This is a genomic window from Paenibacillus sp. HWE-109, assembly GCF_022163125.1.
Classification (GTDB): domain Bacteria; phylum Bacillota; class Bacilli; order Paenibacillales; family NBRC-103111; genus Paenibacillus_E.
Genome location: NZ_CP091881.1, coordinates 3,858,792 through 3,875,586 on the forward strand (window position 1 = coordinate 3,858,792; position 16,795 = coordinate 3,875,586).

The following is a 16,795-nucleotide window of genomic DNA, read 5'->3' on the forward strand; positions in this document are numbered from 1 at the left end:
ATTATCTACTTCCGGGAGCGAAAGTTGAATCTAATTAACCGCGATAAATGTTTAAAAAACAGTGAAAACCATGTCTACGTCGACAGCTTTTTATACTCTGAGGGGGCGCAGCCCGCGATCTTTTTGAATACTTGGGAGAAGTATTGCGGATTGTCGCCAAAGCCCAACTGCTCGGCTAATTCAAACATTTTCACATCGTCATTCTGCTTGATAAGTTCCATCGCCTTCTTGATTCTTACGGTAACGACATAGTTGGAGAAGCGCTCGCCGGTTTCTTTCTTGAACAATTTCCCGAGATAATCCGGATTCATATACAGCATGCGATGCGCGACCCAGTTCAGGGAAAGCTCGGCATTGCCCAGCTCAGTATTCACAATATCGATCACTTTCTGGACCACTTGCGAGTGTTTGTTTTTATTTTGCTCAAAGTTGGTCTGGGTAATTTCGGAGGCCATTTGTTTGAGCTGCTGAATGATCGCCTGCATCGTTTCCATTTGCGATATTTGTCCAATAAGGCCCATATAAATATTCATTTGCTGCTCGCTGCAGAGCCGTGTAATCGAAATAAATAACTGGATAACATACGACTTGGTTGTCTGGATCGGAAGTCTGGAATGGATCAGTTGATCGTGAAAAGCATCGATGCTGACTTCAGCTTCCTCCCAGTTGCCAGCCCGAATTGGCAGCAGAATCCGATCATCGTCGTAAACGAAATCCACTTTGCTGGGAATATTCGCATCCAGAATATCCCGCATCGTAATCAACCCGCCTTCGCCAAGATAGAAGCGATGGCTCAGACAATCCAGCGCTTGCAGATACAGACGGCGCGCTTCCACGATCTCTCCGGCTTCGCTGAGAGCTACGGTCGCATCCATTTTGTAATATAGCGTGAAAATACGCCGAATCTCTTTGATTTGCTCTTGCAATCGCTCAATTCCTACCTGATCCTCGATCAGAATGAGAATTTGTTCAGCGATGGTTGAACTGAGCAGCGGCTCATCCAGCAAATCTTCGGCAATATTTTTCACTGCAAAGAGATGCTCGTATTCAAACTTGCCGTCCAATCGGAACAGCAATAGCCGGACTTTCCTCCCGCTAACCTGCAGCCCAAACAGATCCTGATAATAATCCCAGTCGCGGCTACCATACGATTTATTCGTCACGAACTCCTTGAGGAACTGCTCTTTGACATGCGGCAGCACCTTCTGCAAATTCGCTTTCATCGATTGCACGAAACCTTCCTTACTTTCCTCCTGCTTGTACTCCGCGACAATTTCACTCAGCGCATTCAGAATGCTGTTCTCGTTGCAAGGCTTCAGCAAATAATGTTTCACCCCATACTGCATAGCAATTTGCGCATATTCAAACTCGTCAAACCCGGATAGCATGATGAAACGAGTATGGGGGTGGGTTTCCTTCACTTTGGCCACCAACTGCAAACCATCCATGCCAGGCATTCGAATATCACTGATAATAATGTCTGGTGCATGCTCACCTACAAAAGCATACGCTTCAATACCGTTTCGCGCGGTTCCGATCAACTGCGTATCGACGGATGGCCAATCTACAATCGTCGATATCCCCTCCAGAATCATCCGTTCATCATCAACAAGCAGCACTTTATACATAAGCGATTATCCTCTTTTCATAATGGGCAGACGGATTGTGATACGCGCCCCGCCGTCCAAACGATTTTCAACCTGTAATCCAAATTCATCTCCGAAGGTCAATTTAATGCGTTCATCAATATTTTTCAGACCAATTCCCGTGCCTTTGGATTTCCGCTCGCCGGTCAATATTTGCTCCAAATAGGCTTCATCAATGCCAGGACCGTTATCCTCGACGACTAACAGGACCGTGTCCCCCTCCGTTTGGCCGCTAATTCGAATTACGCAAGGTTCCAACATCACCTCTACCGCATATTTAATCGCGTTCTCCAAGAGCGGCTGGAGCGTAAGCTTAGGAATGCTTTGCGTTAATAAATCCGCCTTAACATCCAGCCTGAAATCAAGCCGTTCTTCAAATCTGACGCGTTGAATCGTAATATAGTGCTGGACTAGCTGCAGCTCATCTTCCACCGAAATCATATCCTGCTTCATGCTGATCGATGAGCGGAGCAAATAGCCGAGGGATTCTACCATTTGGGACACTTGCTTTTGGCCATTCATCTTCGAAATCCAGTTGATGGATTCCAAAGTGTTATACAAAAAGTGCGGATTAATCTGTGCTTGCAGCGATCTGAATTCGGTTTCTTTGATGATCAGTTGTTTCGTGTAATTCTCTTTAATTAATTCTTGAATACGGACAATCATCATCCGATACGTGCGTTGGAGCAGCCCCACTTCATCCATTTGCTGGGACAGTGGCGCTAACGTTGGCAGCTCGGAGTTCTCCAGATCACTGATTTGCAGTCCACGCATGTTGCTGATCAAGCCTTCGATCGGCCGTGTCACACTGCGCGCTACGGTCATACCGAAGCCTACAAGGAGGAAAAAGCTAATCAGAAAGGCAGCGATCATCCAATTTTTCATCAGCAAAATATGGCTGAATATCGTTTGGAAGGGCAGCGTGTTGTAATAGGTCCACCCCAAATAGTCGGAATGAATATGCGACACGAAATATTTCTCGCCATCTTGCTCCATGATGCGAAATCCCTTGGAAGCGGACTCCACTGACAATTTCTCATTGACCATCCATTTCATAGCGGCAGTATGCGGATAAATCATGTTTCCCTCAGAGACAATGAGGAGCTCGCCATCCCGCGTAACAGCTTCTCTGGCATATTGATTGACGATCTTATCTAAATTCACATGCAGCACCAAGGTGCCTAGTTTGTTTAAATCCAGATTATCAAAGGAACGAATTTGCCTGGTAGCAATCAAACTGTAATCCAGCGTGTCAGGCGGGACCCAGCCCAAACTGCCGCCGCCCAGTTCGGAAACACGCGTAATGAGCGCGCGCCGCTCCGGAGAAAGCGTTGTCAAATTGCCGCTGGAATAGCTGTTTCCCCGGAGATCCGCAATGTCTGCAGCGGTAATATAGGTCTCGGAATTGATATATTGAACCAATCGATCAACAAGTTTAGCCCGTGATTGTATCCGCGTATAGTCGGATTCGCTTGTGTTCATGACGACTAGATTCTGCTGAATCTGTTCGTCCGACATGATGCTGAAGGTTAGTCTCTCCACTTTGTTCAATTCATTTTCGATCAATGTTGAGGAAAGGTTGAGCACTTGTGCTGACTTCTCATAAATTTGCTGATCGTATATTGAATAGGCGATCTGCAGCCCTACCAGAGATATGCTTGAACTGACAGCCATGGAGACTGTTATCAACAGAAACAGTTTCGCTTTGATGCGTAAATTGCGTATTTGATTAAACCACAGACGGATACCGGATCTCATGAGAGCTTCACCACATTTCTTGGCTGAATAAGGACTGGATTGGAGGGTTTCTTCGTGATGAGTGACGCTTAATCCTCTAAGGGTAACGAAAAAGGATGCCGGAATCAACTCCCGAACATCCTTATATCGTTCAGCAATGCGTGATTGCTAGTTCAATTCCCGCTTCCAACGCAACCTGCTTTTAGAACTGATGCAGGAAAGCTTGCTCCGTGTGCGTTGCGATGTAGTGCGTTTTGCATTTGCCGATAGATCAACCACCCCATAGAAGAGCGGCTTCCCGTAACTATCCATCACATTGCTGACCGCAGTCACTTCATTCTTCACCTTGGAATCATCAAATGTGAAAGTTTCCAACGGATGATTCACTGTGACGGATTTCTTCCAATCCTCTGTGAATTTCTGCGTTTCAGCAGCAACCGTAGAATCCAGACGTTCATTCAGCGAGTTCCAGCCCCCAAGGATCTGTTCCGGATGGCGGGAAATCGGCTGATGCAGGAAGCGGTTTGAATTGGCGCGCTCATAGTTTTTGGAACCCGCGTGGATCGACATTCCAATGTTGATGAAGGCATTGGACAATCACGCAGCCTAGTTAGGAGGATGAGCGCAGCGACGCTGCTGTTTGCACTTATTGCCCTGCTGGCTTTGCTTTGCAGGGTTTTTCCTTTGCTATAAGACTGTTTTTCAGTCTTACAGTGGTGCTTTCAGGCTCAGCGCTGACTTTAACGCTGTTTTTCACTCTTACGGTCCTGCTTAAAAGAGAACCAGCCTGCGGTCTGCCGCTACAAATAAGCAAGTTCAGCTACCTTATTTCCAACGCGTCAGGCCCAAAATGGTGAGGTCGGGGGGGCCAGGGGCTAGGCTAGGGCAGAGGCTGGTGGCCACAGCTAAGGGGCCCACAGCTAGGGGGCCTACAGCCAGGAGTCACTCCCAAAACATAAAAGCCCAAGGAAGCAATCACTTCCCTGGGCTTACCTTATTTCAAATAAAAAACCTCGGCCATCGGTTGAATCGGCACAGCTTCACGGAAGTCGAAGGAACCGACAACCATTTTGGACGTAATCGCATTCCAGCGACTGCAAGCGTCACTCTCCGCTAAATAGGCGAATGCGGCCTCGATATCATCACACAGGAAGCAGTAGAAAAACTGCGCGCCATTCTGGAAGATGGAATAATCTCTGATTCCAGCTTTGCTGTGTTCCTCCATAATTTCCGGCCAAGGAGCCAAATGCATGCGAACGTATTCTTCCAAATCTTCTTCTCGGATTGTCCATGTCCATGCGAATTTACCACTGTTCGTCATCTGCTCACCATATCCCCATTTCGAATTTTAATCAAAAATTCAATAATGTTACTTTACTGCGGCAGCAGCGTCACGTCAATATTCTTCTATAACGAAACCCGCTCACTCCCTGTGCAGCAATTTGATTAATATAGCAAGCTGCTTTAACCCTATTTCAAGCTCCTCTCGTTTCGCATAGGCATATGAAATCCGCAAATAGTTGCCCGTATGCCGACTATAAATGGAACCGGGATTCAGCAATATCCCCTCTTTGCAAGCTCGCTCGAACAACATATGCATCGGAATGTCTAAGGTAAGGCGCAGCCAAATATAGAAACCACCTGCCGGGACTGACCACTCGGCAATGTCTTTGAAATGCTTTTGCAGCAGTTGCACCGTATGATCACGCCTTATTTGGAGCTGCTTCCGAACAAATACGAGATGCTCCTGATAGAGGCCTCTGCCCAGCCATTCTGCGGCAGCCCACTGGGATACGGAGCTTGAGCCGTAATCATTTTGCATTTTGATATCGGCCAATCGTTCAATTACCGGCTCTGGAGCGACCACCCAGCCAATTCGCAAACCTGGACTCAATGTCTTGGACAAGCTCCCTAGATAGAGAACCAAAGCATTAGGATCCCTGGCCTTGAGCGGCAATGGTGGCGGGTTATCGAACCACAACTCCCGGTAAGCATCATCTTCAATAATGGGCAGCCCTTCATCTGCGCAGATGGTCATCAGATCTTGACGCCTAGCTTCTGTCATTAAGGTGCCTGTAGGATTATGAAAAGAAGGGATTGTATAGAGCAGCGAAGCGTTGTGGCCTTTTTTGTAGCGGCTGATGTGATCGGTTCGCACGCCCTCTTCATCCATAGGCAACCCGATCAGCTTCATAGCGCTGGATTGAAACACGTGTACTGAGTACAAGTAAGATGGACTTTCCAGAAGAATGGAAGATCCTCGCTGCAAAAGTCCGATCGAAATCAACTGCAACGCTTGAAGCGCTCCCGATACGATCAAAATAGCGGACGACGAAGTATGGATGCCGATTCCTTGCAAATATGCGGCGATCTGCTTCCTCAAATACAAATTTCCCTTCGGCTCCTCATAGCCCAGAACGAAGGGATTTACCGAGCTTTCTTCAAAGATTTTTTTCATCTGTGCGGATGGCAGCAAATCAGGTGAAAGCTCGCCGGTGCCCAGACGAATAATCCCCTCTTGGAATTCTGCCCGATTGATCTGCTGGATGGCCGGCTGATTCGGATAGTAAGTTCCCGCCTGCACATAGGAGCTCCAGTCCGGCGGCGGCGAGGCGGCAAGCAAATTCCAAGCATTACTGACGACTCTCGTCCCGCCCTTGGTGTTGCCTTCCAATAACCCCTCAGCTATCAAATCGCTCAGTGCCGTTACTACGGTGCTGCGATTGACTCCAAGCTGATCAGCCAATGTCCGCTGCGATGGAATTTTGGTTCCTACCGCCCATTCGCCAAGTGATATTTTAAGTTTAATACTATCCTTAATCTGCACATATAATGGGATTTCTGACGAGAAGTCAGGCTTCCAATCCATTTGAACCCCTCCTTCCTGCATTACTATATCATTTGGTTGGGTCATTCACCATCCATTTGGAGGGAGACAAACAGGCGAACTCCTTTATACTTGAGCTATTGAAGATTTACGTAAAGGAGCGTTTCACGTGTTAACCACCGTATTACATGGATTAATGCTGGGCATAGGGCTTATTTTACCCGTCGGCGTACAAAATGTGTTTATTTTCAATCAAGGGGCCAGTCAGCGCACTTACTTCCGGGCATTGCCAGCTATTTTCACAGCGTCGATTTGCGATACATGCCTCATTTTAGCTGCGGTTCTGGGCATGTCTTTCGTAGTGCTAAGTTTTTCTTGGCTGCAAGTCATACTCTACGGCTGTGGATTCATTTTCTTGTTGTATATGGGGTGGGTGTTGTGGAAAAGCAAATCTGGTGCCTCATCAGCTCAGCAAGTCAGCACACCAGGCAAACAAATCGTCTTCGCCGCCTCCGTTTCGTTGCTGAATCCGCATGCCATTATGGACACGATCGGTGTCATAGGCACGAACTCTTTGCATTATACCGGCAGCGACAAATGGCTGTTCACACTCAGCGTCATTCTGGTTTCTTGGCTTTGGTTTTGCGGCTTGGCTTTTGCGGGGCGCGTAGTAGGGAAACGGGATTTCAGCGGACTTTTCCTCGCCAAACTAAATAAAGTATCGGCTTGCTTGATCTGGGGCGTAGCGCTGTATATGGGCTATCAATTGTTGTAACTCTTGCCAAAAAAAAGAACCCAGCCAACAGGCTAGGTTCATATTAAAAGTGGCTGTTCGATGGCGAATACGCCATCTGCAAAAGCTGCAAGAGCTTATCTCCGCATAGCTGATTAGCGTTTCACCAAATCTTCACGAATCGGAGTAAATACGTCTAGCAAAGCGGATTCTTCCAAGGCAGTAACACCGTGCTTCGCTCCACTCGGGATGTACGCGGTCTGGCCTTGTGTAATGACAGTAACTTCACCATCTATGGTAAACTCTATTTTACCTTTTAAACAATAGGACATTTGCTCATGGACATGGCTGTGTTGGTATCCGATGGCACCGGGCTCGAAGTGAACTTCCATCATCATTAAACCAACTTCCGCTTTCAGAATGCAGCGTGTTACGCCAGGCTCAGCTGCTTCCCATACGCCAATATTAGACATCTAACTTTCCCCTTTCGTTGTAGCAACTTCTTAGTTCCAAACAAAAAAGGACCGCAAGCGGTCCTTCACTCACCCAGCTAGTATACCTCAAAAGAACCTAAATGAACATACTTGAATGTAAACGAACATCCAGATTACGAATTAACTGTCGCCCGATCCTTGCCCTTATCCGCTTCACCAGCATTTTTGTTCGCGGCGTTACGGTCCTGCTGCATTTCTTCCACGGTTTTCACTTTGACGCGAGCGGCGCCTTCATAACTGCGCGTCGGCACTAAATTTCCAGCGGCAAGGCGTGCTTTGGCTTCGGAAATTGCAGAGCCGTATAGAGGCAGCCATGCTTCCTGCGCAACCAGCATTTCATCCACCATCTGCCAAATTTCTTTGGGATTGCACACGGCGCCTACGAGCGGGTCCATCATAAAAGCTTGACGCAGCAGCTTGTCATCACCATGCACAGCCGCTTCAACGGCCAGGCGCTGAACAGAAATGCTGACATTGCAGACAGCAGCTGGTCCAAGAGGCAGGTCGCCTACATGCGGCATCGAGATGCCGTTCCGGTCGACATATCCTGGCGCTTCAATAATCGCGTCATCCGGCAAATTGGCAATGACTCCGCGATTGACCAAGTTGAAATGTCCACGATACACACGGCCGGTTTCCAGTCCCTCAATGATATAGGAGCCGTGCTCTTCACTGCGTTTCTCCGCTGCATAAACATAGGCCGGATCTTTCATCCAATTCGGGAAATCGGTTTCAAACCAGTTGCGTCCCTCTGTACAAACGCGCAAATAGCCGCCTGTTTCTCCGTTAATCCAGCTGCCCATATCAATCCAATCCGGGATTTCACTCGCCCGCTTGCGGTACCAAGGCACATATTCACTCAAATGACCATTCGATTCCGTACTGTAGTAGCCAAAGCGACGCAGCATATCGATACGCACTTTTTCGGTTCGGGCAAATTCCGGATGCTGCTCGAAAGCTTCCAACAGATCGCCCGTCAAATCCTTGCCCTTATGGCTAGCTTGGATATACCACGTTTGGTGATTGATCCCGGCGCAAATGATGTCTACTTCTTTTTGGGACAAGCCGAATACCTCGGCAATTTGTTTATGTCCATGCTGGACGCCATGGCATAGGCCAATGGTCCGCACTTGACCGTATTTGTTGCAAGCCCAAGTGAGCATCGCCATCGGATTCGCATAATTCAACAACAGAACATCAGGCGAAGCCACCTCGCGGATATCCTGGCAAATGCGAAGCATTTCCGATATGCCGCGCTGCCCGTACATAATTCCGCCGGCACACAGCGTATCGCCTACACATTGGTCCACGCCATACTTCAGCGGGATATCCACATCCGTTGCGAAGGCTTCCAAGCCCCCCACACGAATTGTACATAATACGTACTTCGCATCCTGCAAAGCTGCTTTGCGGTCCGTCGTTGCTTGGATGTTAATAGACAAACCATTCTCGCGGATATCCCTTTGGCAAAGCTCGGTCACCATATCTAAATTATGTTGATTAATGTCTGTAAACGCTACTTGTACATCGTGAAATTCTGGCACTGCGAGCAAATCCCGCAATAGTCCCCGTGTAAAACCAATACTGCCTGCACCGATAAAAGCTACTTTAAATGACATCTGAATCGTCCTCTCTGTCGTTTGTTCTACAAGTCATATTGTAGCAAGCGGCCAAGAGATAACGTTATCAAATTCCTAACTTCCTCAGCTAAAAGTTGTCAAAAATTCTAACTTTCTTTCGGATAATTCATTTGATGAGTATTCATCGATTTGCGAAATTCTGTCGGTGTACTGTTCGTGTAGTCTTTGAACAGCATATGGAAATACTGCCGGCTGCCAACCCCGATATAATCACTGATTTCAGCGATTGGCACATCGGTTTCCAGCAGGAGCATCTTGGCTTTTTCCATCCGAATCCCTGTTAAATAAGCCATCAAGGTTTGCCCTGTGACCGATTTGAAAATGCGCTGCAAATAGCCTGGATGCAAATTAACGGCGCCCGCAATATCCTTTACCTGAATGTCCCGGTCATAATTTTGATGCAAATAATCCAGGCTTTGCTTCACATACCATTCGCTCTGCGCCAAACCGCCGGACGTCGCTTCACGCCAAAGTCTCGCTATCCGAATCAACAACTGTGCAATGAGCAATTGCACCATCGTGTCACTCTTCGCAGGCGATTTGTCCAATTCGAGCACCAAACTTTTCATGATATGGTACACTTCATCCGGGTCACGAAGCACCAAATAGGGCGAAGCCACGCCCAAAATAGCAGCCAATAAGCTCTCTTCCGATGCCAATTGCTGAATAGAAGGAAATACGCCCTTCTGTTCCATGAAGCGGAACTCTACATTGAGCATCCGGCACGGATTCTCCTCTTCTACGATCAAACGATGCGGGACATTTGCGTTAATGATAATAAATTCGCCCTTTTTAAGACTCACACTGTCCACCTGCGAGGCATTAGTCTGAATTTCTACGACACAGAAACCTTGAATCGTGTACATGATTTCAACCGCATCATGCCGATGAAAAGGCATATCGAAGCCGAGCCATTGTTTAAAATAGTACGCCATCACTTGCGGATGGCTCGGCGCCGCTGACTCCAGCGCCGGGAAAAGCTTTCCGTTATCGGTCATAAGGAGCTCCTTTCACCTGCAATCGCGTTCACATTGCACTACATTAGTAAAGCCATTGTAACTGCCCCTAGGTAAAAAGAAAATCCCTTCCGACGGAAGGGATTTTCTTACTCTCATGTCAAGATGAGCTGGTCCATCACAGCGCATAAAATGCTCATCATCCGATCGATCTCCTCATCGGTAACGACAAGAGCTGGCATTAAGCGAATCGTCTGCGGGCTTGAGGAATTAATTAATAATCCAGCCTCTAGACAGGCTGCTACCAATTCCTCACCACGAGGCTCTGGAAGATCAAAAGCAAGCAGCAAGCCTTTGCCGCGAATACCGCTTAAGCCATACTTGGCCTGAACTTCACGGAGCTTAGTTTGCAAATAGGCACCTTGTTTGGCCGCTTGCGCTGGCAATTTACGCTCGATCAACTCGCCCACAACGGCCAACCCTACAGCCATCCCCAGCGGCTGCCCTGTATAAGTGCCGCCTTGATCCCCAGGTTCGAACAAATTAAACGCTTCTTTGGCCAGCATTGCTGAAAGCGGGAACCCGCCGCCAATTCCTTTGGCCAAAGTTAGCACATCCGGGGTTACACCATAGTGCTCGAAAGCGAACATCCGGCCTGTTCGACCAAGTCCGGTTTGGATCTCATCGAAAATCAGCAGCACTCCTTGCTCGTCACAGAGACTGCGCAGTTCCTTCACATAGTCCAGACTGACCTCATGAACGCCGCCTTCTCCCTGGATAAGTTCCAGCATAACCGCACATGTCTTAGGTGTTATTGCTGAACGGACAGCTTCGATGTCATTAAAAGGCACCTTGACGAAGCCAGGCATCTGCGGAGTAAACTTTTGCTCCCACTGAGGTTTGCCGGTAGCCGCCATCATCGCCAGTGTTCTGCCATGGAAGCTGCGGTTCGCTGTGATTACCTCATACGCTCCGCCTTTACGGACGGAGCCATATTTGCGTGCAAGCTTAATAGCACTTTCATTGGCCTCAGCCCCCGTGCTGCCAAAAAATACACGCTCTAACCCGCTCAGCCCTGTAAGCAACTGGGCGAACTCAATCATCGGCTTATTATAGAAAGCCGGACTCACATTAACCAGTTTGCCCGCTTGCTGCACTAAGGCATCTGCAATGACTTTGGGAGAATGCCCTAATGCAGTGACCGCCCAACCGCCGATAAAATCCAAGTACTTCTTCCCTTCCGTATCCCAGACATACATTCCTTCGCCATGCTCCATCACGATCTGAGGCCGATTTGCTACAAATAAAATTGATGAGTTCGCTTCATGCAGAAGTTCCTCTGTACGCTCTTTGACATTTTCCACGCTGACATCACCTTTCTGAATGTTTATTTATAAACAACATTGCATAATTATACATTTATAAGTATATTTATTCAACCATAATTTGGAGCAGCCGCAAATAAAAAACCGTCAGGAGGTTGAAAGTCACCCCTGACGGTCCCTATTCCGATTCGCGTTCTAATCACGATCTTCAGGATCGTCGGTCGAGAACGCTTTTTTTACATTATCCATGATTTCCTCGACAGCCTCACTCACCATATCCGTGGATGTCGTACCCTCTTCATCTGGTTGAGTTGGAATCGTATCGTTGCATACACGATCAAAATAATGACTTTTATCCATAGAATAACCTCCTGTAAGGTTGTTGTTTACATCTTCTGTCCCCTTTATTCACCGAATAGGCAAGATTTGAAACAACAAACGGAAAACCCTTGCTTAATCTGGGTGATTGGAGTAAATTAAACCTATATGAACGTATATCAACACAAATAAACCAACCTAAGGAGAGATTAACCCATGGATATTCGCTACGCATCCCACCCTAATGAAGTCAAACAATTTGATACGGAACGCCTTCAAGCTGAGTTTCAAATTAATTCGCTGTTCACAGCTAATGAGATTACACTTGTATACTCTCACGTAGACCGTTTCATTATCGGTGGTGTTCTTCCGATTACAGGTTCGCTTCAACTGCAAGCAGACAAGAAAGAAATGGCCGCTGATTACTTCCTGGAGCGCCGCGAGATCGGCATCATCAATGTCGGCGGTCCTGGTACAATTACAGTTGACGGCACCGTATACAACATGGCATCCAAGGATGGCATCTTTATCGGTCTTGGCTCCAAAGAAATCTCATTTGCAAGTGACAATGCCGCTGATCCAGCCAAATTCTACTTCAACTCTACACCAGCGCACCAAACGTATCCAACAGTGAAAATCTCCATCAGTGAAGCTACACCAGCTCACTTAGGCAGTATCAATACGTCCAATGAGCGCACGATTTATAAATATATCCACACAGGCGGCGCACAAAGCTGTCAACTCGTTATGGGCATGACGCTGTTGAAACCGGGCAACATGTGGAACACGATGCCTTCTCATACGCATAACCGCCGTTCCGAAGTGTACTTCTACTTCGATATGCCGGAAGATGCGGTTGTTTTCCATATGATGGGCGAGCCGCAACAAACGCGCCACGTTGTTATGCGCAATGAGCAAGCGGTAATCTCCCCAAGCTGGTCCATCCATAGCGGTGTAGGCACGAATAACTACACATTCATTTGGGGTATGGCCGGCGAAAATCAAATTTTCGACGATATGGACCCAGTCGCGATGAAAGACCTTAAATAGACAACCAATGAACCCATTACGCAGGTATGAAACTATCATGGAAATCCTGCTGTCACAGAAAGAAGTCACCGTTAACGAGCTTAGCGAGCGACTCGATGTGACAGGCAAAACGATTCGCGAGGATCTCGCCAAACTCGAGGAAAAAGGCCTGCTTCTCCGCATTCACGGCGGCGCGATGCTAGCCCAGAGCGATCAGCTGGGCATCCTTTCGGCCAAAGAGCCGAATATCAAGCATGCCGATCAGAAATCGGAGATTGCCACGCTCGCTCTGCGCTACATTCAGCCCAGAGACATTATTGCCCTCGACGGCGGCGGCACAACATTAGAAATTGCTAGGCGGCTGGATAATCAGCCGCTTACTGTTGTCACCAATGATCTCTATATCATCTCAGAGCTTGTCCACAAAGATGAGATCCGCTTGGTGGTACCGGGAGGCTACCGGCTTCGCAACATGCTTGCAGGTCCTGAAGCTTCGGAGTATATAAGCAAGCTCAACATTCAGAAATCATTTATTTCTGCCACTGGCGTTCATTTGCAGCATGGCTTTACGATCTATACAAGTGATCTTGTCGATTATAAGCGTGCCTTGATTAAGTCCAGTGCTATCGTATATGGCGTTGTCGATCATTACAAATTCGGTCAATGCGCATTGCGAACCTTTGCGGCGCTATCTGAGGTAGCCATGATCCTAACGGATCGTTCGCTCCCCGCCGAAACAGCCCAACAGTTTACAGAAGCAGGCGTTCCGATTGTAACTCACTAGTGATAAGGAGCATTGTTCATGACACTTTTTAATTTAGCAGGCAAAACAGCTTTCGTAACCGGCGCTTCCGGCGGTCTTGGTCAAGCGATGGCCATCGGACTTGCTGAAGCTGGCGCGAATGTGATTGCCGTTTCCTCTTCCGAAAGCGTACAAACTGTAGAAGCTATCCGCGCGTTGGGCGGCAAAGCCGAACTGATAGCGGCAGATCTTAGCAACGAAGACATCCTGGAGGATGTTGTGAATAAAGCAATCGGTTTCTATGGCAGTATCGACATTCTCGTGAATAATGCGGGCATCATCCGCCGTACGCCAGCTGTTGATCATGGCCGTCAAGATTGGCATGACGTCATTGACTTAAACTTGAACTCCGCCTTTTTCTTATGCCAATTGATTGGACGCCATATGATTGAACGCGGCAGCGGCAAAATCATCAATATCGCCTCCATGCTCACTTATCAAGGCGGTATTAACGTGCCTGGCTATACAGCGAGCAAACATGCGATTGCCGGCGTGACGAAAGCGCTAGCCAACGAATGGGCTGGAAAAGGCATTCAGATCAACGCGATTGCTCCTGGTTATATGACAACGAACAACACAGCACCAATTCTAAAAGACGAGAAACGCACACAATCGATCACCGATCGTATTCCGGCAGGTCGTTGGGGATCTCCGGAGGATCTCAAAGGTCCGGTTGTCTTCTTATCCTCCACAGCTTCAGACTATATGAACGGTCACGTGCTTTGCGTGGACGGCGGATGGATGGCGAGATAATGGGGATTGGCACGTTAGCTCATACAGTCGGACAGCTGCCACTGAAGCAACTAACGGAGAAGCTTAGCGGACGAGGCGTCGACTTCGTACAATTGGCGCTCAGCAAAGCGATTCGTGATATCGACACAAGTATTGGCAAACTCAGTCCCGCACTAGCGAACCATATCGGCGAGCAGTTTCATCGTTCTGGCATACGTATCGGCGTACTCGGCTGCTATATCAATCCGATTCATCCAGACCCGCAGCAGCGGCGTCTTGAGATCAATCGGTTCAAAGAGCATCTGCGATTTGCCCGAGATTTCGGGACTTCCATCGTCGCAACAGAAACCGCTGAATTAACGACTTATCTCGCTCACGATGCTGAGCGTTATGAAGATATTGGCTGGACGACACTTAAACAAACCGTCGAGGAACTAGCAGAGGAAGCGGAACGCTGGGGTGTTTTCATCGGTTTGGAGCCTGTTGCCACACATACACTGTCCAGCAGTGCAAAAATGGCACGGATTCTGGAAGAAGTTCCCTCCAGCAATCTGGGCGTCGTCTTTGATCCGGTCAACTTGCTCCCGATCGCGGCAATTGAATCGCAGGAAGCATTTCTCGATCAAGCTTTTGCTGCCTTCGGAGACCGGATCGTTCTTGCTCATTTGAAGGATGTTAACGTGCAAAGTGATACACTCGAGGCCGTGCGCTCAGGGCATGGTATTTTCCAAACAAAATCCTTTCTGGACAAGCTTCATCAAGCCAAGCCAGGCGTTGATATTTCGTTAGAGATGGTCTCCGATGATAATTTGGATGCCACCATTCAATATGTAAGAGGTCTACTGGGATAAAAATCAGGGCTGCCTTTAAGTAGTTATATCTACTTGAAAGCAGCCCCTTTGGGGCTCGTTAAATCGCTTACTTTTTGATATCCGGCTCCGTTAGAACCGTATAAGAATTCCCCAAATGACGCTGCAGCGCCTTCAGTGCAGCAACACCAACAGCAATATCATCTTCCCCGGCCCCTCCGCTGACACCGACACCCCCGATGACAGTTCCATTAACCACAATAGGAATGCCGCCAACGAAAATAGCAAACTTGCCCGGCATCATCGCATGTATGCCAAAAGCTTCCCCATGTATCGTCGCCGGCCCCCCAGGCTGCGTGAATAAATGCGTCGAACGCCTGTGACCGCTGGCGGTGAAGGCTTTGGCAATCGCCATGTCCGGACTCGTATTCCGAGCGCCATTCATTCGTTCCAACGCAATCAAGTACCCGCCATCATCGACAATGCAGATCGTCTCCGCTGTGCCGGCCGCTCTTGCTGCTTCAATACCCGCTTCTATCATGACCTTCGCTTCTTCTAATTCCAATTTTAATACGGATTTCATGCATGGACCCCCTCCTCCCTGTAAACTCCTATTCGCCTGAGTGCAAACTCCTCTTCCATTCATATGGGGATAACACAGGAATAAGTCTTGCTGTTCGTTCGAAAAATGAGATTGAAGTTTTAGGATAACAATTGTAAAATACTTGTAATTGAACCGATGTGTAACTGGCGTAAACATGGGGTACCATGAGGGAGCACATTGCAGACAGCCGTACGCCTGGGCAAAGTATTTGATCACAGATCAAGTGCTTTTTTTGTTTTATGGACAATAGAAAGGTCAGGTGCATCACTATGAAAATTGCCTTCGTTTTGTTTGATGGTGTAACAACGCTAGACTTCACAGGGTTCTATGAAGCAATTACTTGGCTGCGGATACTGGGGGCAAAAGCTGATGTTTCCTGGGACTTCTGTGCCATGCAAGAGGAAATAACCGATGATCGCGGGTTAACAATGAAAGCTAATCGTGTCTCTCCCGATCTTTCCGGTTATGGTTTGGTATTTGTCCCCGGTGGATTTGCAACCCGTCAACTACGATATGATGCTGACTTTATCGCATGGCTCCAAACTGCATCTGCCGCGACTTACAAAGTTTCTGTCTGCACAGGCGCATTGCTGCTTGGGGCAGCCGGTTTTCTTAAAGGCAAGAAGGCCACAACCAATCCATCAGCTTATGAATTATTAGCCCCTTACTGTGCGGAGGTTATCGAAACACGCCTTGTCAAAGACGGAAATCTCTTTACCGGAGGCGGCGTTTCGGCCTCGCTCGACTTAGGCTTGTTTGTCGTTGAATCCCTTACGGATTCCGGGTTCGTGCAGCAAGTACAAGTGAAGATGGACTATCCCTACTATCGCGCAGGGCAATATTCTGTGATATCTACAAAACTAATTTAACAGGAATTCCTCCTGCTATTTTTGTCAAAACCACTCTATTCCGCCATCTAACGGGAAAAACTCCCTCTATTTTCTGAGAATATCGCAATTCAGCGAGCATTCATCAGAAGTAGAGGGAGCTTTTCCATTTAATCCAACTTTTCAGGCGGAAATCGATAAAATAGCGGGAGCTTTTCCTGTTAGCTTAGGAGGAGAAGCAAAAAAACTGCACATCTTCCGCTACTTAGGCTTGTTTGTCGTTGAATCCCTTACGGATTCCGGGTTTGTGCAGCAA

At 47.8% G+C, this 16,795-nt stretch carries 17 protein-coding genes and 1 riboswitch; of the genes, 6 read left to right on the plus strand and 11 right to left on the minus strand.

Features of this window, described 5'->3' with window-relative positions; translation table 11 throughout:
- Positions 1–74: 74 nt before the first annotated feature.
- From LOZ80_RS16440 to LOZ80_RS16460, 5 genes are all read right to left on the minus strand, one after another.
- Positions 75–1,628: a response regulator transcription factor gene (locus LOZ80_RS16440; RefSeq protein ID WP_238172383.1), complete on the minus strand. Its 1,554-nt coding sequence runs from the start codon at positions 1,626–1,628 to the stop codon at positions 75–77.
- 6 nt (positions 1,629–1,634) lie between these two features.
- Positions 1,635–3,404, minus strand: a complete 1,770-nt coding sequence (locus LOZ80_RS16445; protein WP_238172384.1) for a cache domain-containing sensor histidine kinase — start codon at positions 3,402–3,404, stop codon at positions 1,635–1,637.
- A 147-nt stretch (positions 3,405–3,551) separates the two neighbouring features.
- Complete coding sequence (locus tag LOZ80_RS16450; RefSeq protein ID WP_238172385.1) at positions 3,552–3,980, minus strand: DUF3502 domain-containing protein; 429 nt, start codon at positions 3,978–3,980, stop codon at positions 3,552–3,554.
- A 397-nt stretch (positions 3,981–4,377) separates the two neighbouring features.
- Complete coding sequence (locus LOZ80_RS16455; protein WP_189006626.1) at positions 4,378–4,704, minus strand: L-rhamnose mutarotase; 327 nt, start codon at positions 4,702–4,704, stop codon at positions 4,378–4,380.
- A 102-nt stretch (positions 4,705–4,806) separates the two neighbouring features.
- The gene (locus LOZ80_RS16460) at positions 4,807–6,252 is read right to left on the minus strand and encodes an aminotransferase-like domain-containing protein (RefSeq protein WP_238172386.1); all 1,446 of its coding nucleotides are present in this window, start codon (positions 6,250–6,252) and stop codon (positions 4,807–4,809) included.
- A 127-nt stretch (positions 6,253–6,379) separates the two neighbouring features.
- Between LOZ80_RS16460 and LOZ80_RS16465 the strand changes: the two genes are divergently transcribed.
- Positions 6,380–6,985 (plus strand): LysE/ArgO family amino acid transporter, encoded by a 606-nt coding sequence (locus tag LOZ80_RS16465; RefSeq protein WP_238172387.1) that lies wholly within the window; start codon positions 6,380–6,382, stop codon positions 6,983–6,985.
- A gap of 113 nt (positions 6,986–7,098) precedes the next feature.
- On the opposite strand, the gene LOZ80_RS16470 is transcribed toward LOZ80_RS16465, so the two are convergent.
- The 5 genes from LOZ80_RS16470 to LOZ80_RS16490 form a co-directional block, all read right to left on the minus strand.
- A complete protein-coding gene (locus LOZ80_RS16470) occupies positions 7,099–7,416 on the minus strand; it encodes a cupin domain-containing protein (protein ID WP_189006632.1) in 318 nt (105 codons plus the stop codon).
- 134 nt (positions 7,417–7,550) lie between these two features.
- The gene (locus LOZ80_RS16475) at positions 7,551–9,056 is read right to left on the minus strand and encodes an alpha-glucosidase/alpha-galactosidase (protein ID WP_238172388.1); all 1,506 of its coding nucleotides are present in this window, start codon (positions 9,054–9,056) and stop codon (positions 7,551–7,553) included.
- A gap of 107 nt (positions 9,057–9,163) precedes the next feature.
- Positions 9,164–10,075 (minus strand): AraC family transcriptional regulator, encoded by a 912-nt coding sequence (locus LOZ80_RS16480; protein WP_238172389.1) that lies wholly within the window; start codon positions 10,073–10,075, stop codon positions 9,164–9,166.
- Positions 10,076–10,188: 113 nt separating this feature from the next.
- On the minus strand, positions 10,189–11,397 hold the full coding sequence (locus LOZ80_RS16485; RefSeq protein ID WP_238172390.1) for an aspartate aminotransferase family protein: 1,209 nt from the start codon (positions 11,395–11,397) through the stop codon (positions 10,189–10,191).
- A 156-nt stretch (positions 11,398–11,553) separates the two neighbouring features.
- Positions 11,554–11,718, minus strand: a complete 165-nt coding sequence (locus tag LOZ80_RS16490; protein ID WP_238172391.1) for a hypothetical protein — start codon at positions 11,716–11,718, stop codon at positions 11,554–11,556.
- A gap of 174 nt (positions 11,719–11,892) precedes the next feature.
- On the opposite strand from LOZ80_RS16490, the gene kduI reads away from it, so the two are divergent.
- The 4 genes from kduI to LOZ80_RS16510 are packed head-to-tail and all read left to right on the plus strand — an operon-like array spanning position 11,893 to position 15,090.
- Positions 11,893–12,726 carry a 5-dehydro-4-deoxy-D-glucuronate isomerase gene (gene kduI, locus LOZ80_RS16495; RefSeq protein ID WP_238172392.1) on the plus strand — a complete coding sequence of 278 codons (834 nt, stop codon included), beginning with the start codon at positions 11,893–11,895 and terminating at the stop codon, positions 12,724–12,726.
- Positions 12,727–12,733: 7 nt separating this feature from the next.
- Positions 12,734–13,489, plus strand: a complete 756-nt coding sequence (locus tag LOZ80_RS16500) for a DeoR/GlpR family DNA-binding transcription regulator (RefSeq protein WP_238172393.1) — start codon at positions 12,734–12,736, stop codon at positions 13,487–13,489.
- An 18-nt stretch (positions 13,490–13,507) separates the two neighbouring features.
- Complete coding sequence (gene kduD / locus LOZ80_RS16505; RefSeq protein WP_238172394.1) at positions 13,508–14,260, plus strand: 2-dehydro-3-deoxy-D-gluconate 5-dehydrogenase KduD; 753 nt, start codon at positions 13,508–13,510, stop codon at positions 14,258–14,260.
- Positions 14,245–15,090 carry a sugar phosphate isomerase/epimerase family protein gene (locus tag LOZ80_RS16510; protein WP_238172395.1) on the plus strand — a complete coding sequence of 282 codons (846 nt, stop codon included), beginning with the start codon at positions 14,245–14,247 and terminating at the stop codon, positions 15,088–15,090. The genes kduD and LOZ80_RS16510 overlap by 16 nt, the downstream gene beginning before the upstream one ends.
- Positions 15,091–15,157: 67 nt before the next feature.
- On the opposite strand, the gene LOZ80_RS16515 is transcribed toward LOZ80_RS16510, so the two are convergent.
- Positions 15,158–15,631 (minus strand): GlcG/HbpS family heme-binding protein, encoded by a 474-nt coding sequence (locus tag LOZ80_RS16515; RefSeq protein ID WP_238172396.1) that lies wholly within the window; start codon positions 15,629–15,631, stop codon positions 15,158–15,160.
- Positions 15,632–15,781: 150 nt separating this feature from the next.
- A riboswitch (ZMP/ZTP riboswitch) is annotated at positions 15,782–15,860 on the plus strand.
- A 61-nt stretch (positions 15,861–15,921) separates the two neighbouring features.
- On the opposite strand from LOZ80_RS16515, the gene LOZ80_RS16520 reads away from it, so the two are divergent.
- Positions 15,922–16,521, plus strand: coding sequence for a DJ-1/PfpI family protein (locus LOZ80_RS16520; RefSeq protein WP_238172397.1), 600 nt, complete (start codon positions 15,922–15,924; stop codon positions 16,519–16,521).
- The last annotated feature ends 274 nt before the right edge of the window (positions 16,522–16,795 follow it).